The organism is Microvirga ossetica (genome assembly GCF_002741015.1).
Taxonomy (GTDB): domain Bacteria; phylum Pseudomonadota; class Alphaproteobacteria; order Rhizobiales; family Beijerinckiaceae; genus Microvirga; species Microvirga ossetica.
The window spans coordinates 69,468-84,094 of the sequence record NZ_CP016620.1; the positions used below are offsets into that span (position 1 = coordinate 69,468).

Here is a 14,627-nt window from a genome sequence, read left to right on the forward strand (position 1 = left end):
AGGAGGACAATCAGAGACTTGTCTAATGAGTTCTGACAACGCAGCACTTCAGCCATGGTATAAATCAAGGATGGGGGCGTTCGAGCAGTCAGGAGGCCTCAATGGTGAGGTGGCAGCCGGACGGGTGGGATGCGCGGGTGCGAATTGGGGTGCTGACCCCACATGCCGACGTGAATCCCGAATCCGAGATGAACGCGATGGCTCCTCCCACCGTCGGGATCCATGCCGCCCGAGTTCCCTTTGGCGCAATGGCTGCGGGGGGCGAGATGGATCCGACGATCCCGCTGGCCCCGGTCCGCGCCTTCGCAGACCCGCCCCATGTCGATAACGCTGCAGAGCTTCTCGCGGCAGCTCCAATCAACGCGATTGCGTTCGGCTTCACGAGTTCGGCTTACGTGATCGGCCCTGAGGCCGAAAGGGCGATGACTGCCCGGCTTGAGCAGCGATCCCGGGGCATCCCGGTTGTCGCGACCTGCGCCGCAGCTCTGAGCGCCCTGCAGGTGCTTGGCTGTCAGCGGATTGCCCTGATTGATCCTCCCTGGTTCGATGACGAGCTGAATGAGCTTGGAAGGCGCTACTATGAGGCGGCTGGGCTCGAAGTCGTGTATGCCGCGCCATGCGACCTGCCGAGTAACCAAAGAGCGATTACCCCGGAGCAGCTCCACGCCTGGGCGGTGTCTCACATGCCAGCCCGCGCCGAGGCCCTCGTCATCGGAGGGAACGGTTTCAGAGCAGTCGGCGTGATCTCAGCCCTCGAAGCGGACCTGCGGCGCCCCGTGCTGACGGCAAACCAAGTGCTCTTTTGGGCAGCCCTGAGGGCCGCCGGCGCCGACCCCCGAGAGATTACTGGTTACGGTAGGATCTTTGCGACCGCGAACCCATGAGATCCGCATTCCATACTGGGGGTTATGCGAAATGGCGCGGGCTGTCCAAAATGGTCAAATGATTGACCCAAGCGATCAAGCACGACGCTCTGGTCGAGTTAAATTGAGACTATGGAAATGACGTCCACCAGTCAAAACTTAAGCTAGTTGATGGCGAGGCGCCGCAAGCGTCCAGTGATTGATCCAGACAGGAACGGGGTCGCATCTTGCCGCGCTACTTCTTCCATACCCTTATTGACGACCGGCTGATCTGGGATGCGGCCGGACAGGAATTGCCGAGCCTCTTGAGCCTCGAGGATCGAGAACTGACCCTGGCCGTCTGGTCCGAGGTGTTCGACCGGCAAGGCCGGGTAAGCCGGAGTTTCGTGATCACCGACGAGATCGGCAAGGTGCTGTTCGTCACCTCTCGATGATTGTCTTTCCCCCTCTGGATGAGGAGAGCCGCGATGGTGAGGTTTCCGATGTTCGGGTTTTCACGCCGGGTCGAGGACACGGTGGCGCGGGCCATGGCCATCCTCAAGACGCGGGAGGACCATACGTCCAGACAGCTCTTGGCCCGCCCTTCAACACCGGCGGTCAAGCCCATAAAGGCTCGCTACTGGCGTCAGGAATGACAATCTGTTCGCAGAAATCGGCTCATCGGAAATTTGCCGCCGAGAATGAAACGCGCAGCCAGGGGCGTCTTGGACCCTCAGCCAGGGCGTCTTTCCCGCTTTGGAGGCAATGGAGCGAGGTCGGGATGATACGCAACGCGCCCGGTACACGCATTATGAAACCGCCAAGATAAACTTTCCGTAGCGGCTTCAGCGCGGTTTCATACTGCGCGTTATGCGAATTACGCGCACCATGTTGCCTGCAGCATCTCACCTACTATCTGCTCTTTAGGTGGTGCGACACGGGCGAGGGCCTCCCGGATCACTTCCGCCATCCTGGGTTCGATCCCCTCGACCTGCTCGAGCCGGTCAGCAATATCCACGAGCTGCTCAAGGGTCTGGATCTTCTCCCGCTGAAGCACGTCCCAGGCGACGGGAGGCAGATAGAGACCGCTGATGGGCCCTGCGCAGGTGTCGTAGAAACGAGGCATCGGACGCTCCCGGTTGATGGGCGCGCCAGTCTCCCGAGAGATCAGGAAGGCGGGAAAGCGACGCAAGCAGAAACGGAGCGCCAAAGGCTCGCAGCCGATGGCGCTCCAAGAGGTAATGGTTAGCCCTGGACGTTAAACATGTCGGCGTCCTGGCTCGTGAACGCGAGGGCGTCACCGCCATCGCCGAAGAGGCCGAGACCGCCGACCGCCGTGGTGTCGGCCACCTGCGTGATCGGGCTGGCATTGACGTTAAGGTCAGGACCGTAGTCATAACCACCACCCCACGGGAAGTGGTTGTCGCCCAGCTGGATGTTCGAGCTGTCGGCGTGCTGGCTCGTCACCGCGGTGGCATCACCACCATCACCGAAGATGCCGGGTCCACCAACAGCAGTCGTGGTAGCGACTTGAGTGATCGGGCTGGCATTGACGTTGATGTCCATGAGATAATCCTCTGCAAGTAAGTGTTGCGCTTCATACCGCCTGAGATGCGTTTCTCGGTTGGCGATGATTGGACTTTGAACTACTTTGCAGACTGGGACTGTGAACTGGATCACACAGGCGAAATGCTTATTTTTGCGGAGCCGCGCATGAGAAGGCGACCGCTGTCGCGCAGTCCATGAGCCTTGCCACGCGAGGAGGCCTATTCCCCAGAAGGGGGCGTCACCCCTCGTGTGTGCGTAAAGATGCAGCGCAATACGGTTCAGCCTCGGGCAAGGGCGCCCGATGACCTGACGCGCAGTGCTCAAGGATTTTCGCGGATAAAGCGCCTGTGTGAGCTGGCTCACAGTTTTCGAGCCGGAGAAAAGTTAGTTTCAAACCATCCTATCTAGCAACTCAAACGCCCCAGATCGCGACTGGGGTGTTTCTTTGCCTCCAATTCCATACAGGGAGTTCTGCGAAATCGCGCCCTCACGCGCGCACAGACGAACCGCCGTCGATATGAAGCAGATCACAGTCACCGTCTACGACGTCGTTCAAGATACGTCACCGCTGGGCCGAGCTTTCAATTACCCATAGATTTGCGCCCCAATCCTAGCGCCGAGTTCGATATCCATCAGGCGGGATAGTCCTCTCCACATGACGGTGTTTCCTGGCGGAGGATCATGGCCACGGGCAAGGTAGCCGCCCATGCGGGCGATCTTAGTTAAATAGTAGGCGAGCGTCTTGCTCCGCAGCAGCACCTGGCCCTTGTCTCGCACCAGCTCGTCGAGCAGGTCCATTTCCAAGTCCGTCAAGGCCAGCCGCGGCGGCACGTCCGGAACAACACGATTGAGCATCGTCATCCAGAAGATCCGCCAGCTCAGGATGCAGTAGATGCTGAGCAGGTTCACCAGGCGCTCGGCCGTTCTCAGCTTGGTCTCCTCCGCTCGGCACCCGGACTTGAGGATCTTGTGGAACAGCTCGACCTTCCAGCGCATGGCGTACCAGTCGAGCATCTGGATCGCGTCCGCGCGGGATCGTACCGGCAGATCCGTGATCAGCTTCCAGTCGATCCGCGCCCGGTCTTTGGGTGGATGACGCTCCTGTGCGTGGATCACCGTCAGGCTCAGGGCTGGATAGCGCTTCTGCTTGCCGATCGGAGGCAGGATGTGGATCCGGCGGTATTTGAGCTCTACGGTGGCAAGGCTCACATCGCCTTTCGGGCTGCGAACTTCGACCTGATGCCGTCCTTTGACCTTCACCTCTGCCATCTCGTCCGCGATGGTGTGCTGGCCATCGCCCGCCAACCGATCCACGCAGGTTCGGACCAGGAAGTGCGTGCTCAGAGCCTGAGCCGTGCAGAAGAACTCGTCGATGTCGTTCTCCCGGTCGCCGATATGGATGCAGCGCTCAGGAGCACCGAACAGCGCCACGGACTGCCTCATGCACTCCAGCCAGCGGATACTCTCCTTCTGATCGATGGGCACCCGGGTCGGGTTGATCTTGCGTTTGAGCGTCCGGGCGCCCTTGAACTGAGGCCTCGTCCAAAACTTGATCGCCGAAAGCCCCAGCGGCAGCCCATCCGCGGTCACAGCCAGGCAAGAGTGCATGAGCAGCCCGCAGACCGTGTGCATCCTGGAGCGACCTTCCTTGTCCCGGCCGCTGTTGACCCGGCGGGTCGCACCAATCCGTTCAGGCTGTGCTCTTTCGTAGGACAGTTCGGTTGTGTCCTGAATGACCAAGATAGGGCCACCGAAGGCGGCAAAGCGGGTTCGGGTGGCTTGGAAATGGCCCTGAAGGATCTCATGGTCGGAAACTTTGGGATTGGACAGGAAGCGGTAGGCCGCTTTGGTGTTAGCCCAATCCTGGCAGGCCAGCGGAAGGCTGCCGCCAATGGCACCGGCCATGTGGGTCAGGAGCTTGCGCAGGCGCTGGCCGAGACGATTGTCCCGAAAGCGGCACCCAGCGAGTTCCTGATCGACCCAGGAAATAACATTGGCTGCCTCTCCCAGAGGATGCGTCGGAAGAGACGTCTTTGTCATGGCCCAGCTCCCGCGCCGCCTCGTGGGAGCGAATAGGAGGCCGTCCGGCGTATGCCCGGCGCGCAGAGATCAGCGAGATCACGGGAAAGCCGAGACAGAGCCCTGTCCATGGGACACCTCTCACAGATGAGGAGATGCTCACCAAGGAATCACGCTTGGTGCTGGTCAGGCAAGCACTGCTGCTAAGTCAGAAATGTGGGTAATTGAAAGTGGGCCGAGACCTCACGCGAAAAGGAACATCTATGGCTCATCTGCTCAAATGGATCCTTGTCCCAGCGGTACTGTCAACTTGATGTCTGGGAGACCAAGCTGCCACAGGGAAGCCTCCATGTCAGTCCAAATCAGCCAACCAAGGCAGCACCGGTCGCATCGCGCCAAGTGGCGAAGGCGTGATCACGTACAGTCCGGTACTCATTGGCAGACAGGCGATGACGGCGGAGTTGGAAGTGATTGTGGATCGGAGAATGAGTGGCGAGAAATTGCTGGGCCTGCCGGGCTGACTTGAACCGCCGCATGTGGCGTTCTCGCCGTCGGGTGGGTTGGTGCGAGACCTCACAGCGGTTGTTGAGATACCGGCTCTGCCGATGTTCCACGCCCGGCAGGATTTCACGTTTGGCGGCACCATAGGATCCGAGTTTATCGGTCACGATCACCCTGGGCGCGTAGCACAAACCCTTCAGCAGCTTGCGAAAGAAGCGCTTCGCCGCCTTCGTGTTGCGGCGGCTCTGGATCAGCACATCGAGCACGTTGCCATGCTGATCAATGGCTCGCCAGAGATAATGCAGTTTGCCCCGGATGCGCACGAACACCTCATCGAGAAACCATTTGTCCCCGGGCTGCTGCCGCCTCCGCTTCAGGGTCTTGGCGTAGGTGCGTCCGAAGCGCAGGCTCCACTCGCGGATCGTCTCATAGCTGACCTCTATACCCCGAGCGGCCAAGATCAGCTCAACTTCACGCAAGCTCAGGCTGAAGCAGTGATATAACCAAACGGCCTGATGGATGATCTCAGCCGGAAAGCGGAAGCCGCGGTAGGGGTTGGACGTGGTGCTCATACCCGCGACCCTGCCACAGGCGCCGACCTAAGCCAACTTGACAGTACCTCCACCGTCCTGATGGATGACGTAGCCTCTTCGGCTTACAGCAGTCAGGCACCAGGTGACGTTGTCTGAAGGCCGACCGGGGCGTCTCCTTCGTCCGGCAGAGTGAAGACCGCGCAGGGCGTAGCGATACCGCGCAATACGTGCTCGCCCAAAGGCATCAACGCCGTCGTCATTTCCGCCGCGACCGCGCCCGAGATCAGCACGCTGCGACCGAGGGGCCTGCACAGCCCTTCGAGTCGGCAGACGAGGTTGACGGCAGGGCCGATCGCGGTGAAGTCCAGTCGACTGGCGGTGCCGATATTGCCCCACATCATTTCGCCAAGATGCAGGGCCATGCCGAAGGGGAGTGGCGGCCGGCCTTCGCGGCGGCGTGCCTGGTTGAGGTGGGCCATGCCCGCCTGGGCGGCACTGACGGAGCGCAGCGCGGCGTCGCAGGCCTCCGATGGGATCCGTTGGCCGATCGGAAAGATCGCCAATATGCCGTCGCCTGTGAATTTCAACACTTCGCCGCCGAAGGCGTGAACGGCGCCGGCGATGCGGTCGAACCAAGCGTCGAGCGCGGCGACCACCGCCTCCGCAGGCAACGCCTCCGACAGCGCGGTAAAGCCGCGTAGATCGCCGTAGAGCAGGACCGCGCGGATGGTCTCGCCACTCCCGCGCCGCAATTGCCCGGCCAGCACCTGCGCCGCACTGCGTCGGCCGAGATAGGCCTCGAGCAGCGCCGCGAGGGTCGACCGCGTGGCAAGGACGGCGAGCGGCGGCGCAGCGAAACGCGCCGCCTGATGCAGCAGCCCAGCTTCGGCCGCGGTGAGTGGCCGTAAGAGAGCCCAGCCCAACACCGGGCTGTTCGAGCCTGGGCTGCCCGACGTCGGACCATCCGGTTCCGAGCCGGCGACACCCTCGACCACCATTCCAGTGCCAAGGCCGACGAGCCAGTCGCGGCCGACATTTCCCTGCTCAGGCCCGGCGGGGCCAAGAGACCCGAAGCCGATGGCCTCGATCACCGCTCCCGTTTCCGCCCGCCACAACCAGGTGCGGCGGGCGATGATCGGATGCGGAGCCGCCAGCGTCAGCGCACCGCCGGCGAGCGGCAATCCCTCGGTGATTAACTGCTCGCCGAGGGTCGCCAGGAAGGTGTCGGCGCCGGCCACGGTGCTAGCCGCATCGACCAGCCAGGCGAGGGCAGAGGGCAGTCGCATGCAGGAGATCATGGACTTGCGGCCGGCGCCTGTCATCGTCGTATTGTTACAAGACGTAGATTTCTTGCGCGAGAGGTGAATTGCACTAGGAATAGAGGACGCCACGCCGGTCTCAAACACTCGGCCGACGTGAATATCGCTTGGCATTTGCCGAAGGACGTCTCCGATGACTGAGCCGCTGGTGGTCCGGCGTGAGATCCAGATCGCGGCACCGCCCGCGACCGTCTTCGCCTTCCTGATCGATCCGGAAAAGATCTTGCGCTGGATCGGCACGGAGGCGACCGTGGAGCCGCATCCCGGCGGCCTCTATCTCGTCAACGTCAGCGGCACAGACATCGCCCGCGGACAGTTCACTGAGGTCATCCCAATCCACCGCCTCGCCTACAGCTTTGGCTGGGAGGGGCGCGACAAGACGCCACCGGGATCGAGCCTGATCGAGATCGATCTGATCGACCAAGTCGGCGGGACGCTGTTGCGCATGACCCATAGCGGTCTGCCCGACGCGGAGGCCTGCGCCAGCCACGAGCAGGGCTGGACCCATTATCTTGGAAGGCTCGCCGTCGCCGCCGCCGGTGGCGACCCGGGACCCGACACGCCGCGTAAATCGTGATGACTGCATTGCAACGAGCGCACAGCTTCGCACGTGGTGTTTGCGGGCAAGGACGGGTTGCCAGAGAGATGATTGACATCTGAGTTTCTGACCCTGTGATGGTCTCCTTCTCGCTCAGGGCTGCCTTTGTCTCAAGTTCTGGAGTCGCCCGCGAAGTGGTCCCTCATTCGGTCCACTCTACGTTACACTTTGACCCAGAGCTGGCTCTAGATGTGTCGAGGCAGCATGGTTTGTACCCGCCGCGGTTCTCTACGGCATTCAGTAGCAAAGACCACCAACCTGGATCCGGCTCCATTTTCCAGGCGTAGGGTTCCCCTCAGGCCCGCCGGATGTCCGCCCGCAGCAGCTCCGAGGCAGAAACACTTAGCCATTGACCTAACTATAGAGACTCAATATAGTTAGCCATATGGGAAACAATCAGTCCGCACTGGACTCCGTCTTTCACGCGCTCGCCGATCCAACCCGCAGGGCCGTCATTCAGCGGCTCGGTCAAGGACCGGCGACAGTGAGTGAGCTGGCCGAGCCATTCGATATGGCTTTGCCGTCATTCGTGAAACATATCGCAGTGCTCGAAGCATCGGGTCTGGTTGGCTCCAAGAAAATCGGCCGTGTCCGCACGTGCACACTAAAGCCTAGGAAGCTGGCTGCTGCCGAACGGTGGTTTGGTGAACAACGTGCACTTTGGGAAAGCCGATATCACAACCTCGACAACCTGTTATCAGGGCTGAGCGGAGAAAAACAATGAAAGCTGACCTGCAGTTTGACTTCCTTGTCGACAAAGAAAACAACACCATGACGATCAGGCGAGAGTTCGCTGCCAAACGAAAACTGGTCTGGGATTGCCATACGAAAAGCGAGTTGCTCGACCAATGGTTCGCACCCAAACCGCTCACGACGAAAACCAAGACCATGGATTTCAGAGAAGGTGGGCATTGGCACTATGCCATGGTCGATCCTGATGGGCAGGAGTACTGGGGCCGCATGGATTATCAGACCATCAGCCCGATCAATCATTACACGGCTCTTGATGGTTTCAGTGACGAATCCGGTTCCCTGAGTGCCGAGCTGCCGAGATCGAACTGGGATGTCACGTTCACGGATGCTCCCGGGCGCACCCTGGTACAGACGATCGTTACCTACAAGTCACCCAATGACCTTCAGAAGGTCATTGATATGGGAATGAAGGAGGGTCTGACCTCAACCCTGGAACGTCTGGATGAACTTCTTCTGACCCTTAACGAACAGAGGAAAGAGGGCTGAGCACTTTTCACGACGAACCTTGAGGCAGCCTGGTACTCGTTCGGAACCCGTATGCCAACTGCCTCAGGGTCTCTTAACTGCCCTTTCGTACGAGTAAGGTGCCTCTTGTGACGACCGATGCAGTAGAAACCATTCGAAGGCAGCTTGCCTTCCTATCTGAACTTGATCGGCTGAAGTCGGTTATGCGGCAGTCACCACTGATCAATCACACCCGCCGGGAGAATTCAGCCGAGCATTCGTGGCATCTTGCAATGTTTGCCTTGGTTCTATCGGAACATGCCAAGGACGTGGATGCCCTGTACGTTGCCAAGCTACTGCTCTTGCATGACATTGTTGAGATTGATGCCGGAGACACACCGATCCACGCCACAGGCAGGGACAAAGCCGTGTTGGCACAAGAGGAACGTGCAGCAGCCGAGCGGATCTTTGGACTGCTTCCGCCCGAGCAAGGCCAGGAATTTCTCTCGCTGTGGCTCGAATTCGAAGCTGGCGAGACGCCAAATGCGCGCTTTGCCAAGGCCCTGGATCGCCTACAGCCGCTGCTTCTTAATACCCTAACCCACGGGGGCACATGGACGGAGAACGGCGTCTCCGAGCAACAGGTCATGGAACGTTACGGCCCAGCGATTGAGGGAGGCTCGGCCCTTTTGTGGCAAGTAGCGTCGACCTTGGTTCGGCAGCATTTCGGCAAGCGTGCAAAGGCGTAGCGATAAGTTGAGAGTTATTGAGACCGCGCTTTGCAACTCGTCCCAAAAGCGACCTTACCCGAATTCGTGCCGCAAGCTATTGACGGATATAGCACGCAACAGCCTCCACGCACGGAAGGTCTCCAAATGGCACGCCCGAGAATGAGCTTGAACGTCCGCTCAAGACTGGGAGACAAGACTTTCCGGAGGCGGTAGATGCTGGGCATGGAATCCCAGAGCGAACTCTAGCGAGGCAGTTGTCCATTGTTCTGCTTCTGCTGGATTCGAGCTCGACGCATTTGACGAACGCTCGAGGCGGCGGATGACAATTCAGCGGACATGCAGGTGGCGGGCTGTCGGTCGAACAGCCGGCTTGACGGAAACAACCGACCGAGGAGGGAGGCCTCAGGGGCAGAAGTAGCCCCGCGCATTGTCCGAAATGCAGCGCGCCCCGTTCGGGAGAATGATTCCGCCTGCTCCATCGGGTGGAATATAGGCCCCGGTGGAGATCGTGAACCCGCCATTGGGATCGGCCGACACCGTTGAGCCGTCCGGCAGAGTGAACCTGCCATCGCTGTAGGTGATGTGCCGGGTGTATCCTGGCGGAAGGGCCACCGGGATGGCGGCCGGGGGCACGGGAGGTGCTGCCTGTGTCGATCCGAGATTGGCTGGCGGAACGGGCTGGGATGGCGAACCGCTTGACGAAACGCAGGCTGACAGGACAATGCCCATCAGCAGGATTGCCGGCACTCGCATCAAATTCCTCCGCTCGCTCAGCATTGGCCTTCGCACCAACGATAGCGGAGTGGATCCCGATCTGAAGCAGAAAATGATCGGCTCCCATTTTGACGTCGATGCCTGTCGCTGGCCGGGCATTGAAATCGTCGCGCCAGCGTTTGGGGCACCCTGGATCATGTCCGCCGGATCCTCGGCCGCCGACAGGCCGTCGCCATCCGCCAGGGCGGCCATGCCCAAGCGTGCTGCCGCCATGATCCCGCAGGATGCTCCCGTTATGCGGTTGCGTCGTCGAGGCATCGGTCAAGCGATCTTCCCCCATTTGTGATCTGCCTTGGCGTGGTTTCCGGCCATGCGAGCGTTATTGTTGGTTTGAGTGCATCGCACGGTTCTCGGTAAGCCTCCGATGAGGATCGCCAAGGTGACTTCGGCGCATCTCGCGGCCGTCCTGACCGCCGGCGCAGCGCTGTTCGGCGACCCTGCTGAAGCCGCGCGACTTCATTGCGCCACGCTCTCGCATGTCACATCCAACGCCGAGGGGAGGATCCAAGAGGCCGATCCGGCCGAGCCGTTTGCTATGTCCTGGCAGACCTTCGACTTCGACACCTCGACCCTGACCCTCACCAATGCGCTCCCTGATGGCGCAACATTCTCGCAGAAACTGCAGAAAGGGCTTCTCAGCACGAGCGAGTTCGTCGGCTTCTTCCGGATCGGCGCCTCACCCATCGGGATGCTCCACATCAGCCTGTCGAGCACACCCATGACCTTCAGCCTCTACCGGCCATCCCGCGGTTGGAGCCTATGCCTGAAGGGAGGGCGTAATGCCATTGCCACTGCATTCCCAAATGCCGGACGGTGGATTCCCGTGAAAGTAACTTCATGTTGTCGCCGGCTGGCCGCGGCTCCCTTCAGAGTGGAGGTAGACTAGATGTTCACAGGAGCAGAGTGGGCACCTGGGGAATCATCTTCCGAACGCACCGAATTGAAATCCTATCTGGCTCCACAAAGCGACTTCTCGGAATTAAGCGATCTGTTGCGCCGCCTCAGGGAATGAGATCGTCACTACCAGTCCGGCATCGTTCCGTATGTCGATCTCGCCGCCGACCTGTTGAACAAGCGACCGGACCAGGCCGTAGCCGAGCGATCCTTCCCGCAGGCTGGACATCCCGATCCCATCATCCCGGACCGTCAGTTCAACCCACCCTGGTTGACTGCGGCGCGCCCGAACGTGGATCGTTCCCGACCTTGATGTCGGAAAGGCGTACTTCACGGCATTGGTGATGAGTTCGGTCAGCACGATGCCGAGCGGGACCGCCGTATCGGCGTCCACCAGGATGCCTTGGTCGATGTCCTCCTTCAGGCTCACACGGTCATCGTCCCCAGTGAGGGGTCTCAAGGCGCCGCACAGATCGGCCACGTACATGGACACATCGATGTGCTGAGCCCTTTCCGACCTACTGAGAAGGTCGTGCACCCGCGCCATGGCGTTGAGACGATCCTGGGCCTCCTCGAAGAGGGCCCTGACGGCCGGGTCAGGCTGCCGCCGCCCCTGGATGCCGAGGAGGGAAGCCGCGATGGCCAGGCTGTTCTTGGCCCGGTGGTTGACTTCCACCAGCAGCATCTCCCTCTCAGTGACTAGCGCCGACAACCTCGTGTTGGCGGCTTTCAGCTCCCCGGTTCTAGCTGCGACCCGGACCTCCAATTCTGAAGCGAGGGCCCGAAGGTTTTCCTCCGCCGCGTCGTAGCGGCGGGTGATGTCGAGGTAGGAGAGGAAATGATTGGTGACGGTGCCCTGGCCGTCATCCACCGGGCTGGCGAACAGCATCGCCCGAAACGGGCTGCTGTCCTTCCGGTACTGAAGGATCTCCAGGGTTTCGTCCCGCCCTTGTGTGATTGCAGCCTGATAGCGCCGGATGGCCTCCGGGTCGGTGCCCCCGCCGTTCATGAAGTGCGGGTCCTGACCAAGCAACTCGTCCATGGTGTAGCCGGACAGGTCGACGAACGCCTGGTTGGCAAAGACGATGGGGTTGCCGAGCAAGGTGGTATCGGTCACGAGCATCGGCATGCGGGTCCGCCGGACAGCCTCGACGAACAGGCCACCCTGCTGCCGCACGGCTTCGATGTGCCGTTCGGCGACAGTTCGCTCAGGGGTGTCCGCCTTGTTCTCGTGAAACTCGTTCATGGGCAATCCGATCCGATGCGACTGTGGACGAATAAAAGGCCCCGTTTCGGGGGCCTTTTCCATTCAGCCTTTCGAGAGGCTCAGTCGAATAACTCCTGAAGAAAGGACTTTTTCCTCTTGGAGTGTCCGTACTGATGGCCATGCCCATAGGGCTGGGCGTAGTCCCGATCGTGACCCTGATCATACTGCGGCTTTGAAAACGAAGGCTGCTGCGTTGGAGCAGAAGGCGCATCCTGGGCGCTCCGCTCGAGGATCTTGTCGAGTTCCCCGCGGTCGAGCCAAACACCACGACATTGGGGACAATAGTCGATCTCGACGCCCTGTCGCTCACTCATCACGAGGGAAACCTGGCAGACAGGACATGGCATACCGGCGGCGCTGGTCATAGGCGGACCTCCTCAGGCTGGCAATCGGATCACGAGCCCAGACCACCAATCAGTCTTACACTGATGAGCACCAGGCATTCTTGCTGCGGTCCGACATCACAGCCACACGACCGTGGTTGTCAGAGGGGCCCGGCCCGCAAAGAACACATGGGTGCGTGGAGAGTGGCCTTCAAGCCTGACCGCACCCCGGGCCCACTTCATGAGGAGCCCGACGGCGAGCCAAGATCGTCGTCGGGCGTCTTCTGCTGTTTCACTGGGGACAGGACGCGGAAGGTGAAGATCGTGAACAGGGTGACCACGATGGCGACATCGTAGCTGCCAAGGCCAACCGCAGCTCCGACCGCCCCCGTTGCCCACAGGCCTGCCGCTGTGGCAGTTCCCTGCACGGCGCCGGATTGCTTGATGATGGCGCCGCCGCCAATGAAGCCGATGCCGGTAATCAGGCCTTCGATGATCCGCGCCTGCGCCTCCAGCGAGTTCCCGGTAATGCCTTCTGTCGCCTGAACGAACCCGCAACTTGCAACAGCCACGAGCGGGAAGGTACGCAATCCGGCACTGCGTTCGTTTCGCTCGCGATCCCATCCGATAGGCAAGGCCAGCACATAGGCAAAGGCCAAGGCGGCCACGTGAGGCAAGACTCGAAGCGACTCTAACATGTGCTCAATCTGTTCCATGAGCTAAAACCGATCCGGATCCGCCAAAGCCGCTATCTGAACAACCGGATCGAGCAGGATCATCGTGCCGTGAAACGTCGGGTTCGGCCAATGCTCGGCTTCAAGGCATTGGAGAGTGCTCGCGCCGTCTTGGGTGGGATCGAGATGGTTCACATGATGCGCAAACAGCAGGCGAAGTATGCTCGCAATCCGCAGCCTTCACTGGCCGAGCAGTTCAACATCCTGGCTGCGTAGCGCCTTGCGGGTGGAATAGCCCTCTTTCTGTCCCGAATCGAAATTTCGCGACAGAACCGGATTGCGCCCAGTGTGAGCACCGCGCTTTTTGACCGCAAATGTGCCGAAGCCACGAAGCTCGACCCGACCACCCTGTGCAAGAGCATCACCGATGGTGTCGAGGATCGCATTTACAACCTTCTCGATGTCACGCTGGTAGAAGTGCGGGTTTTGCTCAGCGAGCTTCTGAACCAGTTCGGATTTGATCATATCTGGTGTAAGCCGTTGATCTGATGCTAACTTTTGCAAAGTTGCCAGAGGGGCTGGAAGCCGTCAAGAGATGGGGGTAAGGGCGGTTGTGAGACCGCCCTGCTGCATGGAGATCAAGCTGCTTGGGTACGCTTGGTAATATGCGCCCGATATGCCGCTGCTGACTTTATGGTGATTGTCCCAGCTTCCGTCAGCTTCACGATCTCGGTCTTCGCACGTTGTGCGGCTCGCGCAGTATAGGAAGACTTCAACGCGACCCGAGTGTGGTTAGCGATGTGCCTGCGATGAGCACCTGCCTGTCGTGGGCTCATGGTCTTCTCGGCAACAAACCGGTCCAGGTGATCGTAGGCCCGCTTCGCTTCCGTAGGGGTATAGCTGTCTTTCTTCTCGAACAAAGGATGTCCTTTCGGTGGTAAACCGACCCATATGAGGGCTAAAGGCAGGGATTTCCAGACTGAGTTCCTATTTAAGGTAAACCCACTGCTGCCAAGACCTCAAGTGGAGTGGCTCAATGCCCATGAAGTCACTGAGCACTTCCATTTGAATTTATCTCACTCGATAGTGCAGTCACGCGCGGCGCATGCTTTCGCAATTGTCCTTACGACAAGGGATCATTTCCACCTGAAATGTATTCTCCGTGCCTATGAAATTAACCTATGAGAATTGGCATAGGCTCATCGATTGGATCTGGGTGTCTGGTAGGTGCTGATCGCTTTTGGCCCGTGCGGGTGCGGCGTGGACGTACCGTCATCTGGCGAGGCTGATAGCGAGCATGATCGGCGTCGTCTTGCATGATGCTACCGGGCCGAACGACTGCGTATAGTTCGTCGAACAGGGCCTCCGGATCGATTCGGCGCAGGGTATAGTGCCAACGTGACCCGA

Annotated in this window: 20 protein-coding genes and 1 pseudogene; 10 read left to right on the top strand and 11 right to left on the bottom strand. The window is 60.1% G+C overall.

The window, feature by feature from the left end:
- Nucleotides 1–101: 101 nt before the first annotated feature.
- The 3 genes from BB934_RS43200 (at nucleotide 102) to BB934_RS48140 (ending at nucleotide 1,498) form a co-directional block, all read left to right on the top strand.
- Nucleotides 102–884, top strand: a complete 783-nt coding sequence (locus BB934_RS43200) for a maleate cis-trans isomerase family protein (protein WP_099515742.1) — start codon at nucleotides 102–104, stop codon at nucleotides 882–884.
- A 206-nt stretch (nucleotides 885–1,090) separates the two neighbouring features.
- A complete protein-coding gene (locus tag BB934_RS43205; protein WP_099514582.1) occupies nucleotides 1,091–1,297 on the top strand; it encodes a DUF6894 family protein in 207 nt (68 codons plus the stop codon).
- A 33-nt stretch (nucleotides 1,298–1,330) separates the two neighbouring features.
- The gene (locus BB934_RS48140; protein WP_157934534.1) at nucleotides 1,331–1,498 is read left to right on the top strand and encodes a hypothetical protein; all 168 of its coding nucleotides are present in this window, start codon (nucleotides 1,331–1,333) and stop codon (nucleotides 1,496–1,498) included.
- A 221-nt stretch (nucleotides 1,499–1,719) separates the two neighbouring features.
- Here the strand turns inward: BB934_RS48140 and BB934_RS43210 are convergent, their stop codons facing one another.
- From BB934_RS43210 to BB934_RS43230, 5 genes are all read right to left on the bottom strand, one after another.
- Nucleotides 1,720–1,968, bottom strand: coding sequence for a hypothetical protein (locus BB934_RS43210; RefSeq protein ID WP_099515743.1), 249 nt, complete (start codon nucleotides 1,966–1,968; stop codon nucleotides 1,720–1,722).
- A gap of 119 nt (nucleotides 1,969–2,087) precedes the next feature.
- Nucleotides 2,088–2,408 carry a hypothetical protein gene (locus tag BB934_RS43215; protein WP_099515744.1) on the bottom strand — a complete coding sequence of 107 codons (321 nt, stop codon included), beginning with the start codon at nucleotides 2,406–2,408 and terminating at the stop codon, nucleotides 2,088–2,090.
- 567 nt (nucleotides 2,409–2,975) lie between these two features.
- Entirely contained in the window at nucleotides 2,976–4,430 is a 1,455-nt protein-coding gene (locus BB934_RS43220; protein ID WP_099508970.1) for an IS4 family transposase, read from the bottom strand.
- Nucleotides 4,431–4,771: 341 nt separating this feature from the next.
- Nucleotides 4,772–5,482, bottom strand: coding sequence for an IS6 family transposase (locus BB934_RS43225; protein ID WP_099515745.1), 711 nt, complete (start codon nucleotides 5,480–5,482; stop codon nucleotides 4,772–4,774).
- Between the two features lie 92 nt (nucleotides 5,483–5,574).
- Complete coding sequence (locus tag BB934_RS43230; RefSeq protein WP_099516121.1) at nucleotides 5,575–6,729, bottom strand: adenylate/guanylate cyclase domain-containing protein; 1,155 nt, start codon at nucleotides 6,727–6,729, stop codon at nucleotides 5,575–5,577.
- A gap of 166 nt (nucleotides 6,730–6,895) precedes the next feature.
- Between BB934_RS43230 and BB934_RS43235 the strand changes: the two genes are divergently transcribed.
- From BB934_RS43235 to BB934_RS43250, 4 genes are all read left to right on the top strand, one after another.
- Nucleotides 6,896–7,339, top strand: a complete 444-nt coding sequence (locus tag BB934_RS43235) for an SRPBCC family protein (RefSeq protein ID WP_099515746.1) — start codon at nucleotides 6,896–6,898, stop codon at nucleotides 7,337–7,339.
- 406 nt (nucleotides 7,340–7,745) lie between these two features.
- Complete coding sequence (locus BB934_RS43240; RefSeq protein WP_099515747.1) at nucleotides 7,746–8,084, top strand: ArsR/SmtB family transcription factor; 339 nt, start codon at nucleotides 7,746–7,748, stop codon at nucleotides 8,082–8,084.
- On the top strand, nucleotides 8,081–8,599 hold the full coding sequence (locus tag BB934_RS43245; RefSeq protein ID WP_099515748.1) for an SRPBCC family protein: 519 nt from the start codon (nucleotides 8,081–8,083) through the stop codon (nucleotides 8,597–8,599). Before BB934_RS43240 ends, BB934_RS43245 begins: the two co-directional genes overlap by 4 nt.
- Before the next feature lie 107 nt (nucleotides 8,600–8,706).
- Entirely contained in the window at nucleotides 8,707–9,306 is a 600-nt protein-coding gene (locus BB934_RS43250; protein ID WP_099515749.1) for an HD domain-containing protein, read from the top strand.
- Nucleotides 9,307–9,690: 384 nt separating this feature from the next.
- Here BB934_RS43250 and BB934_RS43255 read toward each other — a convergent pair whose 3' ends face one another.
- Entirely contained in the window at nucleotides 9,691–10,041 is a 351-nt protein-coding gene (locus BB934_RS43255; RefSeq protein ID WP_157934686.1) for a hypothetical protein, read from the bottom strand.
- 49 nt (nucleotides 10,042–10,090) lie between these two features.
- Here BB934_RS43255 and BB934_RS43260 point away from each other — a divergent pair, with 49 nt between their 5' ends.
- Both BB934_RS43260 and BB934_RS43265 read left to right on the top strand, forming a co-directional pair.
- Nucleotides 10,091–10,348 (top strand): hypothetical protein, encoded by a 258-nt coding sequence (locus tag BB934_RS43260; protein WP_157934687.1) that lies wholly within the window; start codon nucleotides 10,091–10,093, stop codon nucleotides 10,346–10,348.
- A gap of 78 nt (nucleotides 10,349–10,426) precedes the next feature.
- Nucleotides 10,427–10,948 (top strand): hypothetical protein, encoded by a 522-nt coding sequence (locus BB934_RS43265; protein ID WP_099515752.1) that lies wholly within the window; start codon nucleotides 10,427–10,429, stop codon nucleotides 10,946–10,948.
- A gap of 93 nt (nucleotides 10,949–11,041) precedes the next feature.
- Here BB934_RS43265 and BB934_RS43270 read toward each other — a convergent pair whose 3' ends face one another.
- The 3 genes from BB934_RS43270 to BB934_RS43280 form a co-directional block, all read right to left on the bottom strand.
- Nucleotides 11,042–12,202: a sensor histidine kinase gene (locus BB934_RS43270; RefSeq protein WP_099516122.1), complete on the bottom strand. Its 1,161-nt coding sequence runs from the start codon at nucleotides 12,200–12,202 to the stop codon at nucleotides 11,042–11,044.
- 80 nt (nucleotides 12,203–12,282) lie between these two features.
- On the bottom strand, nucleotides 12,283–12,588 hold the full coding sequence (locus BB934_RS43275; RefSeq protein ID WP_099515753.1) for a TFIIB-type zinc ribbon-containing protein: 306 nt from the start codon (nucleotides 12,586–12,588) through the stop codon (nucleotides 12,283–12,285).
- Between the two features lie 197 nt (nucleotides 12,589–12,785).
- The gene (locus tag BB934_RS43280; protein ID WP_099515754.1) at nucleotides 12,786–13,262 is read right to left on the bottom strand and encodes an MgtC/SapB family protein; all 477 of its coding nucleotides are present in this window, start codon (nucleotides 13,260–13,262) and stop codon (nucleotides 12,786–12,788) included.
- Between the two features lie 6 nt (nucleotides 13,263–13,268).
- On the opposite strand from BB934_RS43280, the pseudogene BB934_RS43285 reads away from it, so the two are divergent.
- A pseudogene (locus BB934_RS43285) lies at nucleotides 13,269–13,496 on the top strand (DDE-type integrase/transposase/recombinase); the annotation flags it as partial.
- Here BB934_RS43285 and BB934_RS43290 read toward each other — a convergent pair.
- Both BB934_RS43290 and BB934_RS48145 read right to left on the bottom strand, forming a co-directional pair.
- The gene (locus tag BB934_RS43290; protein WP_099515755.1) at nucleotides 13,461–13,745 is read right to left on the bottom strand and encodes an HU family DNA-binding protein; all 285 of its coding nucleotides are present in this window, start codon (nucleotides 13,743–13,745) and stop codon (nucleotides 13,461–13,463) included. The pseudogene BB934_RS43285 and the gene BB934_RS43290 overlap by 36 nt on opposite strands.
- 113 nt (nucleotides 13,746–13,858) lie before the next feature.
- Nucleotides 13,859–14,140 (bottom strand): hypothetical protein, encoded by a 282-nt coding sequence (locus BB934_RS48145; protein ID WP_157934688.1) that lies wholly within the window; start codon nucleotides 14,138–14,140, stop codon nucleotides 13,859–13,861.
- Between the last annotated feature and the right edge of the window lie 487 nt (nucleotides 14,141–14,627).